Origin of the sequence: Thalassobacterium sedimentorum (assembly GCF_031127905.1) — a bacterium.
GTDB classification, from domain to species: Bacteria; Verrucomicrobiota; Verrucomicrobiia; order Opitutales; family Coraliomargaritaceae; genus Thalassobacterium; species Thalassobacterium sedimentorum.
In genome coordinates, this window is sequence record NZ_JARXIC010000003.1 from 131,654 (window position 1) to 149,421 (window position 17,768).

Consider the following 17,768-nt stretch of genomic DNA (forward strand, 5'->3'; position numbering starts at 1 on the left):
AGTTGCTTAGCTGGGAGCACCAAAGATCAAGTTTAAAGGTCAATGGAGCGACACCGATAGCAGCTACAGCGGTGGTCTAATGGCAACCACAACTACCGCCGCCACAACAATTCCCTGGACCAGAATCTTGCTTCGCACTCCCCGTAAATCCGAAACCACCAGAAATCACACGGCGCACTGGCACGCCAGAATCCGGATGTTGCGTTAAAGGAGCATCTTTCATAGACTGCTGCAACTCGAATTGAACCGGCTCTTCTCCGGCATTCTGAGGGATCGTTTCGTAAATATAGGTGGGCATATAACTTGTTTTCCTGGCTTGGCTGACTCCGACCACCAACACTAAATGAGGAGATCGAATACTTGCATGCTAGCTATAGAGTCCCCCTCATTTGGTCGAGCGCAAAGCATGAAAATCCGCCACGCTCTACCCTTGCGCCGTACCCGGCAATTGCTTTTATCGGGGAGCTTGTCATCTTTCACTGCACTTCTGCCGCGAAACATGACATTCATCTACTTATATAGAAAAAATCACCTGAACGCATGACTGCATCGAACATTCCTGAGCACGTCGCCATCATTATGGACGGTAATGGCCGTTGGGCGCAGCAACGCAAACTTCCTCGTATCGAGGGGCATCGTCGTGGCGCCGAGGCCGTCAAACGCGCACTCAAAGCCGCACAAACCTATGGTGTAAAAAACCTAACCCTATACGCTTTCAGTGTCGAAAACTGGAAACGCCCACAGGATGAAGTGGATGCTTTAATGAACTTACTGGAGCGTTTCCTCAAAGATCAGCTGTCAGAACTCATCAAACGCAAGGTCCGACTTCGAGTCATCGGTCGCTACCAGGAATTACCCGAAAAGATTCAAACGCTGCTGCATGAAAGCGAGGCCGCAACTCAGGATTTCAGCGAATACACATTGGGACTCGCAATCAATTATGGCTCACGCACTGAAGTGCTCGACGCAGTCAAAAGCATTGCCAAGGCCGCTCAAGCCGGCACCCTCGACATCGAGAGCCTCGACTATCATACGCTGCAACAACATCTGTACACCCGTAACATGCCCGACCCGGATCTCGTCATTCGCACCTCTGGCGAATCCCGGCTCAGTAATTTCCTACTCCTTCAATCGGCTTATGCCGAAATCTACCTCAGCAAAGTCCTCTGGCCCGATTTCAACGAGGCCGAATTCAAACTTGCCCTAGATGTATACGCCTCACGTGAGCGCCGCTATGGCAAAACGACCGCACAGTTAAAAGCCTAACCACCCCTCCCCTACATGCAGCAACGTATCTTCAGCTTCGCCGCACTCTGGTCTATCCTCGCCATATCGCTATGGCTTTGTGGAGTTCATGCCGGAGTCTTCATCATCGCCATCCTAGCTTTTCTGACCCAGTTAGAGCTCTATCAACTATTCGAAAAGATGGGGCTCAAACCGATGAAAAAGATCGGTCTAATCGCAGGGGCCATCATCACGATTGGTGCCTATTACATAGGAGGCATCGATTCCGGAAACGATCTGTTTGCCCTCAGCTTCGTACTACTCACACTGACGATAATCCGACTGGATCTTCAGGCCGGACGCCTGCGTAGCTTTATGCCCACGCTCTTTGGCCTGCTCTATGTGCCCTACCTACTGCACTTCCTGATTAAGATTGTCAAATTAGCCGAGACCAACGGAGAAAGCGCAGCAACAGGCATGTTCTTAGCCGTGTGGGTCGTGGCAGTCGCAAAATGCGCCGACGTGGGTGGCCTACTCGTCGGAATGAAACTAGGCAAGACACCGCTCTCCGTGATCAGCCCTAAGAAAACTTACGAGGGCGCAGCCGGCGGCATCGCCTTTTCCATGCTGATTGGCATCATTCTCACTGGCTGCTTCCACACCCTAGCTCCAGCTGGCTTTAGCTGGTGGCTCTGCGCGCTGATTGCGATTCCCATCGGCATCGCCTCGATTGCTTCCGACCTAGTTGAGTCAGCCTTCAAACGCCAGGCCGACGTCAAAGACTCTGGCAAAATTATTCCAGGGATCGGCGGGATCTTCGATTTAACGGACAGCCTGATTCTGACCGCCCCACTGGGGTATTTGTTTTTTAAGTACACATTATTTTGAAAAAGAAAATCATCCTGCTCGGTGCAACCGGCTCAATTGGTAGCAGCACCTTGCGTGTGCTACGCAAACATCAGGACCGCCTGGAACTCGTCGGCGTAGCCGCTCAGAGTCGCCACAAGGAGCTGGCTGCCATCTGCCACGAATTCAAGGTTACGCAAGCCGTGCTTCAGAATGAGGCCGCTTACCAGGAGGCACGGCAGGCGGGTACATTCCCTCAGGACACGCAACTGAATTGCGGCGCCGAGGCTCTCGAGGCTCTCGCTACACTCACCGAGGCCGACATCGTGCTGATTGCCGTGGTCGGCGCAGCCGGCCTACGCCCGGCTCTGGCCGCCATCGAAGCAGGCAAGGACATCGCTCTGGCCAATAAAGAACTGCTTGTGCTCGGTGGCGCCCATGTGATCGAGGCAGCGCAGCGCAAAGGTGTACGCCTACTACCAACTGATAGTGAGCACAATGCCATCTTTCAATGCCTACAAGGACAGCCCGACGGGCAAGTCGACAAGCTCATCCTAACAGCCTCTGGCGGCCAATTTCGCGACACACCTGCCGCAGAACTCAGTCATATCACCCCCGAGATGGCGACCCAGCACCCAAACTGGTCAATGGGCCCAAAGATCACAGTCGACTCCGCAACTATGGCCAACAAAGGCCTCGAACTCATTGAAGCACACTGGCTATTCAGCTTGGAACCGGAACGCCTGGAAGTGGTCATTCACCCTCAGAGTGTGGTCCACTCCTTTGTACAATTCATCGATGGCTCCATTCTCGCCCAACTCAGCCCCCCCTCGATGACCTTCGCCATTCAGCATTGCCTACTCTACCCCGACCGCGCGCCGGGCGTCGAACCCACCACCGACTTTCGTCAGGCCTTCTCACTCGATTTCAACTCACCCGACTACCAGAAATACCCCTGCTTACAACTCGCTTATGAAGCCCTACGCGCAGGCAGCGGAGCACCCGCCATCTTCAACGCTGCCAACGAAGTGGCAGTGGAACGCTTTCTAGCCAAAAAACTCAGCTACCTTGAAATTCCAAAGTTAATTGAACATAGTCTCTGTCATATTCAATCGCCCACGCAACCCAGCCTCAACCAGCTTTTACAACTCGACGCCGAAACACGCGCTATGGCACAATCCTTGCGTTTCCAATAAGGTCTGGACCTATCGCGCATCTAGCTGTGCTAACTCAGCTAAAGCCTTGCCATAATCGCCAGACCGCTCACCAGCCAGACTAGACATTTCACTCGCACACTTTATTTCCAAAACATGTTTTCCACAGTTCTCTATATCGCCATTGCCCTCTTCGCACTTGGATTTTCTATTTTCATCCACGAACTAGGTCACTTTATAGCGGCTAAAAAGCGCGGACTAATCGCTGATCGATTCTCAATCGGATTTGGTCCCCGCATCTTTGGCTGGCACCGTAACGGCACTGACTTTCGACTCTCACTGCTACCACTAGGTGGCTACGTTTCACTGCCCCAACTGGCCGATATGGGCCGCATAGAAGGCGGCGAAAAAGAAGATGCCGACCGCTTGCCCCCAATTTCTTATGCTGACAAAATGATTGTCGCCGTCATGGGCGCGGTCTTTAACCTCATTTTTGCCCTCGTGCTCTCACTAGTACTCTGGGGCGTCGGTCGAGAGATCGTAAAATCCACCACTGTGGGCTATGTCGCGGAAGAAATTCGCAACGCCGACGGAGCAATCGTGCCTGGCCCCGCTTATGTTGCAGGTATTCGTGCAGGCGACAAGATTCGCACGATCGACGATAAGGCAGTCCCAGACTGGTGGTATTTCCAGAATGCAATTGCCACAGGCGTAGGCAAAGAAGTCGGCGTAGAGGGCCGCCGTCAAGTTGAAGTCGGCGTACTGCGCGAGGGTAAGGCGATGGAATTCACCGTATACCCGGAACTCGTATCCAGCGAGCGTATGCGTTACATTGGCATCGAGCCAGAAACCGACGAAACGTCCGCACCCATAGTCGTGCGGCTCGAACCAGACATGCCAGCAATCGAAGCGGGGCTCTTACCAATGGATCGCCTGATTAAGCTGGATGGCGAAGAGATTATTTCCGGTGCCTTTCTGAGTACTTATTTAGCCAATCACGGTGACCGTAGCATCGATGTCACCGTCGAACGCAATGGCAAGGAAATCACTCTCCCCATTCAACCACGTATCAAGGAAGGCGAGCAAAGCCCACGCTTTGGCTTTGCTTACGATTTCCAATACAAGACTGAAATTGTGCATTATAATCCCATTGATCAACTTTATCGTTTCGCGGAAACCATGAAGATGACGCTCTTTGCACTAGTTCACACAAACTCGGATGTGCATGTCAAAAACATGAGCGGCCCGGTCGGGATCGTGCACGGACTCACCCGAATGGCACAAATCGGATTCATCGACCTGCTTTGGATGCTGGCACTGATTAACGTTAACCTCGCAATATTCAATCTATTACCGATCCCCGTTCTCGACGGTGGTCACATGCTATTTGCCACCATCTCCAAAGTGATCGGCCGCCCCTTGCCCCAAAAAGTGATGGAAAACGTACAAGGCGCCTTTATGATCATACTCTTAGGCTTCGTTATTTACGTCAGCTTCTTCGACGTCGGCCGCGTCGGCCGTGACATCGGGCTCATCGACGATGAGCCTCAAGCATCCGCAGAAACCGTTCCCGCAGCCCCAACAACGGATGAAGCTGCAGCTGAATCCTATGAACCTTAAACAATGAGTTAAGAAGTTTCCTGCGGCATGCCGCAGGACAAATTATTCTTACACAACAACTCGAAAATCCAAACAGGGTAGCACAGCCACTCTCCGCAATGGACCTAAAATATTTTATCTTGCTCATCGATATGACGAACTTGCGTCAGACTACCTTTGAACTTTGTCGCTAAGACCTCTAAAATCCCAGGACTTAATTTCGCCTGAGCTTCTTCGACCGTGAGTAATGGCTTGCCCTTTGCTAATTTAGAGACGGCCGCCTCACCCAGCATCATTGAATCAAGAGCCTGATCCACCGCTTCAAGCTCTTCATCGCTGATTTCACCATTGAGCGCAGCTGTCAGTAGATCTCCGGGATTCTCAACAGGTTCGTCTGCAGATACACCCGTCGCCCCCGCCACGCTATTTCCAAGCGATGGCTCATCAGCGATTACCACGCCCCCACCATCAGCGGCTGGAATCACTAAGGCTTTTTTTTTTCGCCGGCATCGCCGCTCCCGCCCCCTGCTGCAGCGACTTGCTTGATCAAGCTATCAATCGCACGCGAGCGCGACTCCTCTGCTGCTTTTAAGAGCACGACTTCGAAATTCACTTTCTCGGAAAGGCCCTTCTGCACGGACGCTTCTCCGCGGTGCAAGGCATCGAGCATACGCATGATGGATTCGGTGCTCATTTCACCGCCCAGTTTGCTGGTGTTGCCACTATTTTGAATGGCATCAAGCAATGCCACCCGCGCATGCGCTTCGAGATCAATCAAGATACGAAAGAGATCGCGACCTTCGACTGCAAACTCATCCACCGCAGCGATAATGGCGGCATAATCCAATGAGGCAAGCGCCTGCGCCAACTGCGCGATCCGCTCGTCTGAAACGAGACCATAGACGTCGAGCACATCACTCTCCTTGATATCGCTGCCACAAAAAGAAATCATCTGATCGAGAATCGATTGCGCATCGCGCATGCCACCATTGGCAAGGCGCGCAATAGACGCCAAGGCAGTCGGCTCGACCTGAATCCCTTCTGATTCACAAATCTCAGTCAACTTCCCCACGATCACAGCGTCCGAAATCGGGCGAAACTCAAAGCGTTGACAGCGCGAGACGATGGTAGGCAGCACCTTGTGCGCCTCGGTAGTGGCAAAGAAGAACTTCACGTGCTCGGGCGGCTCTTCCAGAGTCTTCAATAAAGCATTGAACGCAGCGGTCGAGAGCATGTGCACCTCGTCGATGATGTAGATCTTATAAGTGCATTGCGCCGGTGCGAATTGGCACTCTTCACGCAGGCTGCGCACTTGCTCGACGCTATTATTGGACGCACCGTCGATTTCGATCACATCCATGCAGGAGCCATTCATAATGGCCTGGCTGGTCTCGGACTCATTATCGGGCGTGGCACTCGGCCCCCCCTCGGCATTGAGCGCTTTGGCAAACAAACGAGCGGTGCTAGTCTTCCCCGTGCCACGTGGGCCGACAAAGAGATAGGCGTGCGCAATGCGCTTGCTCTCGATGGCATTACTCAAGGTACGCACGATGTGATCTTGCCCCACCAATTCACTGAACTGCTTAGGACGCCAGCGGCGCGCGATAACTTGATAACCTTTTTCCATCTTAATGTCTCCAAGAAGCTCTGAACCGAGGCATCTTGCAAGTGACTTTTTGATAAATCGAACCGTTCAGAATAACAGGACGCAAGGGGAACTGTTGGAACTGTTAACCAAGTAAATAGTCAGGATTCAACTTCTTGAGCTCCTCTTTTACAAAGAGACCATCCTTACGGATCAGCTCGCCATCGAACCAAATCTCACCACCGCCATATTCAGGACGCTGGATCTGCACCATATCCCAGTGCACTTGCGAGCGATTGCCGTTGTCAGCCTCTTCGTAAGCTTGCCCCGGCGTAAAGTGGAAAGAGCCGGCAATCTTCTCGTCGAAGAGAATGTCACGCATTGGCTCAAGAATGTGTGGATTAAAACCAATCGCAAATTCACCAATATAGCGCGCCCCAGCATCGGAATCCAGAATCTCATTGAGTCGATCAGCATTAGTGCCGTCTGCATGCACGATTTTCCCTTTTTCAAACTTGAGGTGAATGCGATCAAAGGATGTGCCCTGATAAACGGTGGGCGCATTATAAGTGATCTCACCTTCAACCGAGTCTTTTACCGGGCAGGAGAAGACTTCGCCATCAGGGATATTGTGCGTACCACCACATGCCACCGCGTTGATGCCCTTGATTGAAAAACGCAGATCGGTATTCGGGCCCTTTAGCTCAACACGATCCGTTGCCGTCATCAGCGCCTCGAGTGCCGCCATTCCCTCCGTCATACGACTGTAGTCCTGTGTGCACACACGGAAGAAGAATTCTTCAAAACTTTCGGTGCTCATCATCGCCTGCTGGGCCATCGCTGGTGTCGGCCAGCGTAAAATAACCCACTTGGTCTTGTTAACCCGATAATCCAGCACTGCCTTCATGGCCTTCATCACTTGACTCACCTTGGCTGGATCGACGTCCGACATTTCAAAAATGTTATCCGACCCACGCACCGCAATGTAAGCATCCATCTTCTGCATACGAGCGAGCTCCCAGGATGACTGTGTCTCAAATTGCTCCGCATCCAAACCATTGATTAGCTCGCGACTAATCCGTGCGCGCTGCAAATTAACAAAAGGGACGGCCCCACGCTCACGAGCCGCACGCACTAATGCCACCACCATAGCTTCGGGTATATCAAAGGCATCAATTAGTACACGCTCACCTTTTTGCAAATTAGTCGAAAAGCCGGTCAATACACCAGCTAGTTTTGAAAAGTTAGGTTCCATCACTGCAATGCGTACGATTTACGCAAGAAGGTCAAAGCCACAAAAAGGGAAATTTAAACTTAAGGTATCAAGAGCCAGCGAACTGGCCCAGCAACCGCCCAGCACAACAACTCTACGATCATGTCGCCGCCACCTCAGCCAACCAGCCCTGGCGCGTACGCTCATCCACCAATGCCACCTCGAAACCGTTTTGGGCGATCTGCTTGAGCTCAGCATGAGTAAACTCTAGCCCTGCACTTAATGCCGCATATTCATCTTCTACCGTATTGCCAAAAGAAAATGGGTCGTCAGTGCTCAGTGTACAGCGCAAACCACGATCAAAAAACTGGCGGATGGGATGCGTTTTCAGCTCATCAACCACGTCGAGCTTTACATTACTGATAGGACACAGGTCGAAGGTCACATCATTTTGAATCGCAAGCTCAATGACTGAATTGTCTTCAATAGCTCGGACACCGTGTTGAATCCGCTGAACTCCAAGCACCTCGAGCGCCTCGCGCACATGCCCGGCAGGTCCGAATTCCCCGGCATGCGCCTTTGTCACCAATCCGTGTGCCCGTGCTTTACTCCAAAGCTTCGAGGTCCAAGCCTCCAGCGGCAGGTACTCGACCCCATGCAAATCAATGCCTGAAAGTCCCTCCCAGGTGACACATTCCTCCAGTACCGGGGCCAGAACCTCATTATACGAATTACGTGCCATTCCCATAAATACACGGACTTCCAAACCCGCGGGGACCGCCGATTGGATGGCTTGTACAATTTCAGGTCCGGGGATCCCCAAGAACTGAATCATACCAGCATGAAAGGAAGTTTCGACATAGCGAACATTCTGGTCGAGATGCCCGGCAAAGATTACCTTAGCGGCCTCATGATAGCGCTCGGGGCTAGTGAACCAATGCATCGCATGCTCAATCAAGTGCGCCTCGAAATCTTCGAAACACTGCCACTTAAAATCAGGTGCCCAACACCTCTGAGGCTGACTGAACTTTTCAGGATTTAGCTTTTGTAATAATTGATAAGGCAAGGCTCCTTCGATATGGAGGTGCGTCTCCGTTTTAGGCAGACGGTGGATAAAGTCAGCGGTTTGAGTATCGATCGGTGCGTGCATAGATAGATAACATTAGAGCTTGCAGGCAATGAGTCAGTCAGAAAACGCTCAATTCCACAACAAGCATACTCAAAAAAGCCCCGCCGAATCAACGGCGGGGCTGAAAATTAGCAATGGCTCAAGACTTAAGCCACACGCTCAACGATCAATTCCGGTGGATTCGGACGCTTTGGCGCTAGACGGTAAGCAGTCTTAAGATATTCAAGCGCTTCCTCCATCTTAGCTTCATCGTTGTAGTGAATCATCATCAAAGGCTCACCTTGTTTCACTTGGGTGCCCACCTTCTTAATCTCGGAAACACCCACAGCAGGATCGAAGGTGCCATTTTTCTTCTTGGCCAGCTTGGCCACACCTTCTGCGATAAGGCCTGCATTGATCGTGTGCACATAGCCACGCTTAGGCGCAGGCAACTTGCGCACATGCTTGGCAAGCGGGAACTTATCCGGATCATCAATCACGGAACTGTCGCCGCCCTGCGCTTCAATCATATCCTTAAACTTCTGTAGTGCAGAACCATCCTTCAAATGACGCTGCACTGTTTGTTTGGCAGAAAGTGTAGACCCAGCCACCCCAGCCAGACGAACGATTTCCATCCCAAGCTTGAGCACTAGCTCTTGTAAATCTTCAGGGCCTTCGCCCTTCAGCAATTGGATGGCTTCCTTTATTTCCAGTGCCGTGCCAACAGTATCTCCCAACGGTTGATTCATATCCGTGACCAAGGCCACACAACGACGCTTCATCGAACGACCAACCCGGGTGATGGAACGCGCCAGTTGCTTAGCTTGCTCGACGTCTTTGATAAAGGAGCCATTCCCCCACTTAACATCAATGACCAAACCTTCAGCACCTTCAGCGAGTTTACGACTCAAGACACTTCCAGTAATTAATGGCAAACTGGGAATAGTCCCAGTCTCCTGACGCATCTGATACAATATCGTATCCACCGGAGCAATTTCCGGATCTTGCTGAATAAAAGTACAGCCAACTTTCTTCAGTTGCGAATGAAAGCCCTTGAGGTCGAGTACAGGATTAAAACCTGGAATCGATGAGAGCTTGTCCAGATTGCTGATCACATGCTCCTCATCCACGCCGTTCATAGTTGGCATGACCACACCACAGGCCGCTGCAAGCGGGGCCAGTACCAATGTGGTCTTATCCCCCACGCCTCCTGTGGAATACTTATCGATCTTCGGACGGGTAATCTTCGTCAAATCAATCACCTCTCCGGAGAGCATCATTTCCTCTGCAAAGGTTGCCGTCTCTTGTGCGGACATACCCTGAAAATAGACTGCCATAGCAAAGGCAGCCTGCTGAAACTTCGGCATCTCTTCGTCTAAAATAGAGTCGACGATGAAACGGATTTCTTCGTCGGAGAATTCGCCACCGTCACGCTTCTTTTCAACTAAATAGCTGAAGGAAGGCTTGATGAATTTACGCGCGCTAATTATCTTTTTTCTCATTGAATGAGTTGTTGTCTACTGTGGATAAAGCCGCCCGAGGCGGCATAAACCTTTGATCTATGGGGATTAAGGCGCAAAATGTCGAGCCTTAAAATCTCTCCCCCTGCAAAGTGCCACTCCAAGCAGAGTAAAATCGGGCATCAAAAAAAGCTGGAAACCATGCGGTTTCCAGCTTCTTGAACAATAAAACTAACAACTACTTAGAAAGCTTCTGAGCACTTTCAACCAATGCGGCAAAGGAGCTGGCTTTAAGCGCTGCTCCACCAATGAGGCCACCATCAATATTCTCCTGCGCGAGCAATTCGTCAGCATTCTCCGGCTTCATAGAACCACCATATAGAATACGCACCTTATCGGCCGCTTCCGCACCGATTGATGCAGCAAGCAGACTACGAATTTCAGCATGCACTTCCTCCGCCATTTCTGGTGTCGCGGTTTTACCGGTACCAATCGCCCAAACTGGTTCATAAGCAACCACCAGCGCATCTGCCGCAGCTGCAGTCACACCTACAAGCGCGCCTTCCAACTGAGTCTTGATGACTTCGTTTACCTTACCAGCTTCGCGCTCTTCCAATGTCTCACCAATGCAAACGATTGGCTTCAGGTTAGCCGCAAGCGCAGCCAGCGTTTTCTTGTTTACGATCGCATCGGTCTCACCAAAATATTCACGGCGCTCAGAGTGCCCTAGAATGACAAAATTCGCGAAAAGATGACGCAGCATCTCCGCAGAAATCTCTCCAGTGTATGCGCCGGATGCCTCGAAGTGCATATTCTGTGCGCCCAATTGAACGTTGGAACCGCTCACGACCTTAGATACGGACTCTAAAACCGTGAAGGTAGGACACACACATACGGCGACATCAGTTTGTGCACCGACGAGTGCCACCACGTCTTTTGCGAGCTCTGCACCTTCGGCCGAGTTCAAATTCATTTTCCAGTTACCTGCGATGAGGTATTTACGTGCTGATTTACTCATAATATTTTAAATTAAAAATTAGAAATTAAAAAAAGAAGCGAGGTCCCTAGGCTTGGTCCAGCGCAGTGACCCCCGGAAGCTCTTTTCCTTCCAGAAACTCGAGTGAAGCCCCACCGCCGGTACTCATAAATGTCACCTGATCACCATAGCCAGCCATCTTAATGGCCTTGACCGAATCCCCACCACCGATGATGGAACAGGCGTCAGATTCAGCGATCGTTTTAGCCACTGCAAAGGTACCCTTGTTACACGCATCAATTTCGAAAATCCCCATAGGTCCATTCCAGAGCACGGTTTTCGCATTCTTCACTTCATTACTGAAGAGCTCGATACTCTTGGGGCCAATATCAACCCCTTCCCATCCGTCTTCGATATTTCCTTCAAAGAACTTGCTCTCACCGATGGTGCCTGCGCCAAAATCCAAATCCTTAACTCCGAGATTATCCACTGGTAGCAAAAACTTCACTCCCTTCTCTTTGGCTTTAGCCAGGGCAGATTTTGCAGTTTCGATATAATCAGGCTCGCTCAACGACTCTCCAACCTGGCGTCCTTCAGCAAGTGCAAAGGTATAAGCCATCGCACCGCCAATAATGATGGTGTCCGCTTTCTCAAGCAAGGCATCAATCACCTTGATCTTATCGGAAACCTTCGCACCACCAAGAATCACAGTAAGTGGACGCTCAGGGTTGGCGGTCTTGTCGCCTAAATATGCGAGCTCTTTCTCAATCAACAGGCCGCAGACACAGGGAGACAGGTGCGCCGCCACCCCGGCAGTAGAGGCGTGAGCGCGGTGCGCAGTGCCGAAGGCATCGTTAACAAAAGCATCCGCTAATTTAGCCAATGCTGCCGCAAATTCAGGGTCATTCTTCTCTTCTCCAGCATAGAAACGCACGTTCTCAAGCAAAAGTACATCGCCATCCCCCATCTTAGCCACCTCAGCTTCGACCTCTTCACCAATGCAGTCTTCCACAAAGGTAACCGGTTGTCCCAACTGCTTAGCCAGCTCTTCAGCCACAGGCGCCAGTGTAAACTTCGCATTTTTCTCGCCCTTAGGACGCCCCAAGTGCGAAGCCAAAATAATCTTAGCGCCCTGAGCGATCAGCAGTTGAATCGTTGGCAGCGCAGCAACAATACGAGAGTCATCGTTGATGACACCGTCTTTCAGCGGCACATTAAAATCGCAGCGAACGAACACACGTTTGCCGGAGAGATTGACGTCTTTAATAGTTTTAGTGGCCATGTCTTTAAAATTAAGAATTAGGAAATTGAAATTTAGGAATAATTTGCCCCAAGACTTCGCCAGCTAGACGACGAATGGGACTGACCATCAGCAACAACGAAGTGCCGATTGGCAAGAAAAAGGCCGCAGCGGTCAAGAATCCGCATGGGATACCTGCCGCGGCGGCCAGCAAAATCAGTCAATTGTTACCGAGATCCGGAATTAGAGGAACTTGGAAACTTTTTGAACAAGCTCAACAACGCGGTTGGAATAGCCCCACTCATTATCATACCAGGAAACAAGCTTGAAGAATGTGTCGTTCAGACCCATGCCGCTGCCCGCATCGAATACCGAGCTGAGCTCTTCGTGGATGAAGTCAGAAGAAGCCACTTCGTCTTCTGTATAACCAAGGATACCCTTGAGCGAACCTTCAGAAGCTTCCTTCATCTTCGCGCAAATGTCCTCGTATGAAGTGCTCTTTTCAGTCTTAACTGTGAGGTCAACAACCGAAACAGTTGGAGTAGGCACGCGGAAAGACATACCAGTCAACTTTCCTTGAACCGCAGGAAGCACCAGACCAACTGCCTTGGCGGCACCTGTTGTGGAAGGAATGATGTTGAGCGCAGCAGTGCGGCCACCCTTCATGTCCTTAGGAGAAGGACCGTCCACAGTCTTTTGAGTCGCTGTGTAGGAGTGCACTGTGGTCATTAGACCTTCAGCAATGCCGTAGTTCTCAAGGATCACCTTAGTGATTGGAGCTAAGCAATTAGTGGTGCAAGATGCATTGGAAATGATATCGTGCTCAGCAGTGAGCTCGTCGTCATTCACGCCGAGAACAACTGTCTTCACGCCGTCCCCCTTACCTGGTGCAGAAATGATAACCTTTTTAGCACCTGCTTCGATGTGACCCGCAGCTTTTTCGTCTTGAACGAAAAGACCAGTCGACTCGATCACGATGTCAACGCCAAGCTCCTTCCAAGGAAGGGCTGCAGGACCTTCGCGAAGAGCGAGTGTCTTGATCTTGTTGCCATTCACAACGAGTGTGTCGTCACCCTCAGTTTCAACAGTGCCCTTAAAACGGCCCTGTGTGGTGTCATACTTAAGCAGGTATGCGAGGTTCTCTGCTGGAACGAGGTCATTAATTGCAACCACTTCGATTTCCGAGCCAAGAAGACCCTTCTCGACGAGCGAGCGAAAGACCAAGCGGCCGATGCGGCCGAATCCATTAATTCCGATTTTTGTAGCCATATTATATATGTGTTTTTTTCAGGTTGAGGTGAAATTCGTGAAACTGGCACTTGTAGGCAGGTACTACCCTATGGCAAGTGTTATTCCACGTATTCAAATGAATTGAACGCGAGCAAACATTACAGCTAATCCAAGAAGGTCAATGTATAAGTTTAATTAATCAAAAACAGCTTCAGTAGTCGACTCGAAACCTCAATTGCGCTTGACATTAGAAGCCTTTATGACATGACTACGCTGGACTACTCTTGAGCTTGGCAGAGGACTTCAAGAGCGCCGCGAATGGCTGCGCATCAGATACTTATAAAGCCCACGCACGCTCGACTAACCTAGCGAATCAGTCGCTAAAACAAAGCTATTTACATATGAAAATTAAAAACTGGGACATGTTTATTTTTGTGGTCGCCTACCACATCGCACTGGTGGCGCTACTGCCCGCATTTATCAACGTATTCTCGTGGTCAGCAATCGCGCTCTTTCTGATCACTTACATCATGGGCGGCATGTCAATCACTGTGGGCTACCACCGACTCTACTCGCATAAGGCCTATGCAGCTAATCCTTTCTTCGAGTGGTGCGTACTGCTAAGTTCAGCACTCGCGTTTGAAATGTCGGCACTAAAGTGGTCGCATGACCACCGCATTCACCACAATCATGTCGACACTGACAAGGACCCTTATTCGATCGAAAAAGGATTTTGGTATGCTCACATACTCTGGCTGTTCGACTACAAACGCGACTTCGACAAGAGCCTGGTAGCCGACCTAATGAAAAACCCACGTGTCATGCTGCAAGACAAGCACTACGGGAAATTTCTACTGGGCGTCAATTTTGCGGTTTTCTTACTCGGCTGGGCGATTACCGGCAGTGCGCTGGCTTCCTTCTACATGGGCTTCCTGATGCGCATGGCAATGATCCACCACTGCACTTGGTTCATTAACTCACTCTGCCACACCTATGGCTCCAAAACCTATGCCCGTGAACTCAGCGCGGTCGACAATGCAATTATGGCCGTCCTGACCTTCGGCGAAGGTTATCACAACTACCACCACGCCTTTGCCGCGGACTACCGTAACGGCATCCGCTGGTATCACTTCGACCCTTCCAAATGGACCATTTGGCTCGCTTCCAAATTAGGTCTAGTTAAAAGCTTACGCGTGATTAATGAAATCACCGTACAGAAATCACTGGTGTCCAAAGATAAAAAAATGATTTTGGATCACATCAGCAATGAAATGGATGATTGCGCAACTGAGCTCAAAGCAAAATTGGAAGAGCTCTCTGCAACCTTCGAAGCAAAAGCGAGTGCACTCATGCTCAAAGCGCGTGAACTCAAACAGGCCAGTGATGACCAGAAGAAGCACTTGCAAGAGGAAATCAAGTCACTGCGCGCCTCACTCAAGGAAACTTGGGACGAATGGATCGAAGTGACTAGCAATGCTGCGAAACAATACAAGTTCGCCCACTAAGACACCCAAACAATACACTTTAAAAAAAGGTCAGGCAGAAACGCCTGATCTTTTTTTTTACATACGCCTCCCACCCCCTCTTTTTATAAACGGCTATCGGACCAACCACAGACCGCAGGTCAAGGGAGGCAAATTAATCCGCGTCTCACTCAATGGAATCCGAGCGGAATCAATCCCTTCCAAACAAAAGCGTTCCTGATCGGCAATCTGCTTAAGCCGTTGTGGCTGTAACTCAATGCACTCGATATCTGCATAGCTAAGGTGTGGATTGATACCATACACCAGTTGCGGCGCGTCGACAGAGCGATCTGCATTAAAAAGTACCACCGCGGCACTCGCGCCCTCGACAAAGAAAAATTTCAGATAGCCTTCACTCAAACCGCCATCATAACGGAAGGCCTGCCCCAAATCAGACAAACGAAAACGAATCCAAGCTCGGAAGTAACCGTGCGTTCCAGAATAGACGAAACGACGATTGTAATCGAGCGCATTCACATCCCCACGCTGATATGTGTTTGAAATGCCACGCTTAGAACGCAAGAAATCCTGCCCTTCGGCCAGCATGGGCACGCCTAAGGATGAAAACAACAACGATGCCATCAAATGCGTGCGCCGACGATCCAAAAGTGTCGGATCCGTACCATCACATTTCGGCCGCTCTGTAATGCGATCCAACCAACAATGATCATCATGCGATTCAGTATAGTTAATTGTCTGTGCGGCAAAACGCGTGGTACCCGGCGAGCCGGCTAAGAAATGACGAATAATATCCTGACTGCCCTCACCTTTCACATATTTAGAGATACATTCTCGGTAGCCATCATTCCACGAAGCAAAACCAGTTTCCTTGAGCTCCTTTTGAATATGTCCACGAAAACTCCATGGCTCTGCAATTAAGATGAGCGATGGTTTAACCTGTTTCAGCTCCACTTCAATCTCACGCAGCACTTCAATACCAATCAACTCAGCCAAATCAAAGCGGAAGCCATCCACGTCGTAAGTCTCTACCAGATGCTTTAAACTATCGATAATCAAACGACGTCCCATAGCTGTATCACAGCGCAAATCATTGCCACAACCACTCCAGTTCATCAAATCATTCCCCTGATCGAGATGAAAGTAATAGAACTTATCAATAAACAATAAATGATTCGGCTCACCGACGTGATTATAAACCACATCGATGATCACAGCCATGCCCTCGCGATGAAAGTCCTCAACTAGCCCACGAAATTCCTCGATTTGCGAAGCGCGCTCCGGTGCCGCAGCGTAACTGCTCTCCGGCGAAAAATAATTCACCGTCATATAGCCCCAATGGTAGTCTGAAGCTTGCTCATTATCAAATTCCTGAATCGGCTGTAGCTCTACCGCATTGACGCCAATCTCCTTTAAATAGGATCCCTCGGCCTTTAGCCACTTGCGCAGACCGGCATAACCAGTGCGCTCCTGAGCCGTCAGCTCAATTGGTGCATGTGCCGCCAAATCGCGCACATGGGCCTCCATGATGACCAAATCATGCCACGCAGGCGGGGTAAAAGGCACGGCCACCTTAGCCATACGCTCCGGAGCCACCACAATGCCAGGACCACGACGGCCTAGGCAGGCCTTGGCATAGGGGTCTAACACGGCAAAATTAGGATCAAAGTGAGAGGTACCTTCGACACTCACTCCCTCAACGCGATAACTATAATAATAGCCATCCAAATTCTGGGTGACCTGCAACTCCCAAGTGCAAGCATCCAAGCATTTCATCGACAAGACCAATGCATCACTTCCGTCTGCCTTTTGACCATAACATAGCTTCACCGCACTCGCACGAGGCGCAAATAAACGGAAAGTGGTACACTCCTCGCTGACAATCGCGCCGAGCTCCAGGTCTGTCTTAGCTGCGGTCAAGAATTGCGTATGTGGCAACTCGTGCACTTCCTCCTGCTCCGCAGAACGCCAAATTATTTTTTCATTCCCCATCGGCTCATAACCGTCGGGTGTATAAAAACGAAAAATATGACTCCCTGTCAGCTCAGGCTGAAACGAAAAATTAGAGACCCCATTCCTCTCAATGCGATTAGGCGCACTATCAGGCACATCCAACCATTCACCTTGATCAGTCACAAATTTAAAAGCAAACTGCTTACCACTGGGTATCAACTTCAACGGTACACGCAATTCATAGCTTGTCTCCGCGGCGTCTCCATTAGGTTTCAGCTCCCACTGAGACTGACCAATTGCAGCCTCCCATTGATTAAAATCGCCCCCTAAAAACACCCGCACCTTACGATCCAACAGCTGCGGATGCCGATTCGAACGAACTGTAAAAACCCAACTATTTTTACGCCGATAATAGCGGCAAAAACGGCCACATTCCTCCGGCGACAACCGCTCAAGTTTCGAGAATGTCTGCTCCTTCGGTCCTAATAAAAGTGGAGGTAGGGTCGTCGTGCTCCCCCAGTCCGAAGAGAGGAATATTAACCCAGTCTCGCTTGATTCCCAAAATGCGTTCGCGATCTGTTGCGTTTTTTTAGCCATGCTTACTATTCTTTCTGTGGAAGCCCCTAGCAATCGCAATACCCATTACTACAGAATATTCAAAAATCAAGTTCGCCCGATAGTTGACGCAGCTCTCAGGCT

The 17,768-nt window shown here is 50.4% G+C and carries 15 protein-coding genes; 5 read left to right on the top strand and 10 right to left on the bottom strand.

Annotation, left to right across the window (positions count from 1 at the left end; genetic code table 11):
* Positions 1-76: 76 nt before the first annotated feature.
* The gene (locus tag QEH59_RS02810) at positions 77-298 is read right to left on the bottom strand and encodes an FmdB family zinc ribbon protein (RefSeq protein WP_308983844.1); all 222 of its coding nucleotides are present in this window, start codon (positions 296-298) and stop codon (positions 77-79) included.
* A gap of 242 nt (positions 299-540) precedes the next feature.
* Here QEH59_RS02810 and uppS point away from each other — a divergent pair, with 242 nt between their 5' ends.
* The 4 genes from uppS to rseP all read left to right on the top strand — a co-directional run bounded on the left by uppS (position 541) and on the right by rseP (position 4,844).
* The gene (uppS, locus tag QEH59_RS02815; RefSeq protein WP_308983845.1) at positions 541-1,266 is read left to right on the top strand and encodes an undecaprenyl pyrophosphate synthase; all 726 of its coding nucleotides are present in this window, start codon (positions 541-543) and stop codon (positions 1,264-1,266) included.
* Positions 1,267-1,281: 15 nt separating this feature from the next.
* Positions 1,282-2,112, top strand: a complete 831-nt coding sequence (locus tag QEH59_RS02820) for a phosphatidate cytidylyltransferase (RefSeq protein ID WP_308983846.1) — start codon at positions 1,282-1,284, stop codon at positions 2,110-2,112.
* Positions 2,109-3,266, top strand: a complete 1,158-nt coding sequence (gene dxr, locus QEH59_RS02825) for a 1-deoxy-D-xylulose-5-phosphate reductoisomerase (protein WP_308983847.1) — start codon at positions 2,109-2,111, stop codon at positions 3,264-3,266. Before QEH59_RS02820 ends, dxr begins: the two co-directional genes overlap by 4 nt.
* A gap of 114 nt (positions 3,267-3,380) precedes the next feature.
* A complete protein-coding gene (gene rseP, locus QEH59_RS02830) occupies positions 3,381-4,844 on the top strand; it encodes an RIP metalloprotease RseP (RefSeq protein WP_308983848.1) in 1,464 nt (487 codons plus the stop codon).
* A gap of 104 nt (positions 4,845-4,948) precedes the next feature.
* Here the strand turns inward: rseP and QEH59_RS02835 are convergent, their stop codons facing one another.
* The 8 genes from QEH59_RS02835 to gap form a co-directional block, all read right to left on the bottom strand.
* Positions 4,949-5,308, bottom strand: a complete 360-nt coding sequence (locus QEH59_RS02835) for a hypothetical protein (protein WP_308983849.1) — start codon at positions 5,306-5,308, stop codon at positions 4,949-4,951.
* The gene (dnaX, locus tag QEH59_RS02840) at positions 5,308-6,450 is read right to left on the bottom strand and encodes a DNA polymerase III subunit gamma/tau (protein ID WP_308983850.1); all 1,143 of its coding nucleotides are present in this window, start codon (positions 6,448-6,450) and stop codon (positions 5,308-5,310) included. The genes QEH59_RS02835 and dnaX overlap by 1 nt, the downstream gene beginning before the upstream one ends.
* A 103-nt stretch (positions 6,451-6,553) precedes the next feature.
* Positions 6,554-7,663, bottom strand: coding sequence for an aminopeptidase (locus QEH59_RS02845; RefSeq protein WP_308983851.1), 1,110 nt, complete (start codon positions 7,661-7,663; stop codon positions 6,554-6,556).
* A gap of 118 nt (positions 7,664-7,781) precedes the next feature.
* Positions 7,782-8,771, bottom strand: coding sequence for an adenosine deaminase family protein (locus tag QEH59_RS02850; protein WP_308983852.1), 990 nt, complete (start codon positions 8,769-8,771; stop codon positions 7,782-7,784).
* 125 nt (positions 8,772-8,896) lie between these two features.
* Entirely contained in the window at positions 8,897-10,231 is a 1,335-nt protein-coding gene (locus tag QEH59_RS02855) for a thymidine phosphorylase (protein ID WP_308983853.1), read from the bottom strand.
* 196 nt (positions 10,232-10,427) lie between these two features.
* Complete coding sequence (tpiA, locus tag QEH59_RS02860) at positions 10,428-11,207, bottom strand: triose-phosphate isomerase (RefSeq protein WP_308983854.1); 780 nt, start codon at positions 11,205-11,207, stop codon at positions 10,428-10,430.
* Positions 11,208-11,253: 46 nt separating this feature from the next.
* Positions 11,254-12,447 carry a phosphoglycerate kinase gene (locus QEH59_RS02865; protein WP_308983855.1) on the bottom strand — a complete coding sequence of 398 codons (1,194 nt, stop codon included), beginning with the start codon at positions 12,445-12,447 and terminating at the stop codon, positions 11,254-11,256.
* A gap of 201 nt (positions 12,448-12,648) precedes the next feature.
* A complete protein-coding gene (gap, locus tag QEH59_RS02870) occupies positions 12,649-13,674 on the bottom strand; it encodes a type I glyceraldehyde-3-phosphate dehydrogenase (protein WP_308983856.1) in 1,026 nt (341 codons plus the stop codon).
* 362 nt (positions 13,675-14,036) lie between these two features.
* Between gap and QEH59_RS02875 the strand changes: the two genes are divergently transcribed.
* On the top strand, positions 14,037-15,140 hold the full coding sequence (locus QEH59_RS02875) for an acyl-CoA desaturase (RefSeq protein ID WP_308983857.1): 1,104 nt from the start codon (positions 14,037-14,039) through the stop codon (positions 15,138-15,140).
* A gap of 93 nt (positions 15,141-15,233) precedes the next feature.
* Here the strand turns inward: QEH59_RS02875 and QEH59_RS02880 are convergent, their stop codons facing one another.
* A complete protein-coding gene (locus QEH59_RS02880) occupies positions 15,234-17,666 on the bottom strand; it encodes an alpha-amylase family glycosyl hydrolase (RefSeq protein WP_308983858.1) in 2,433 nt (810 codons plus the stop codon).
* Between the last annotated feature and the right edge of the window lie 102 nt (positions 17,667-17,768).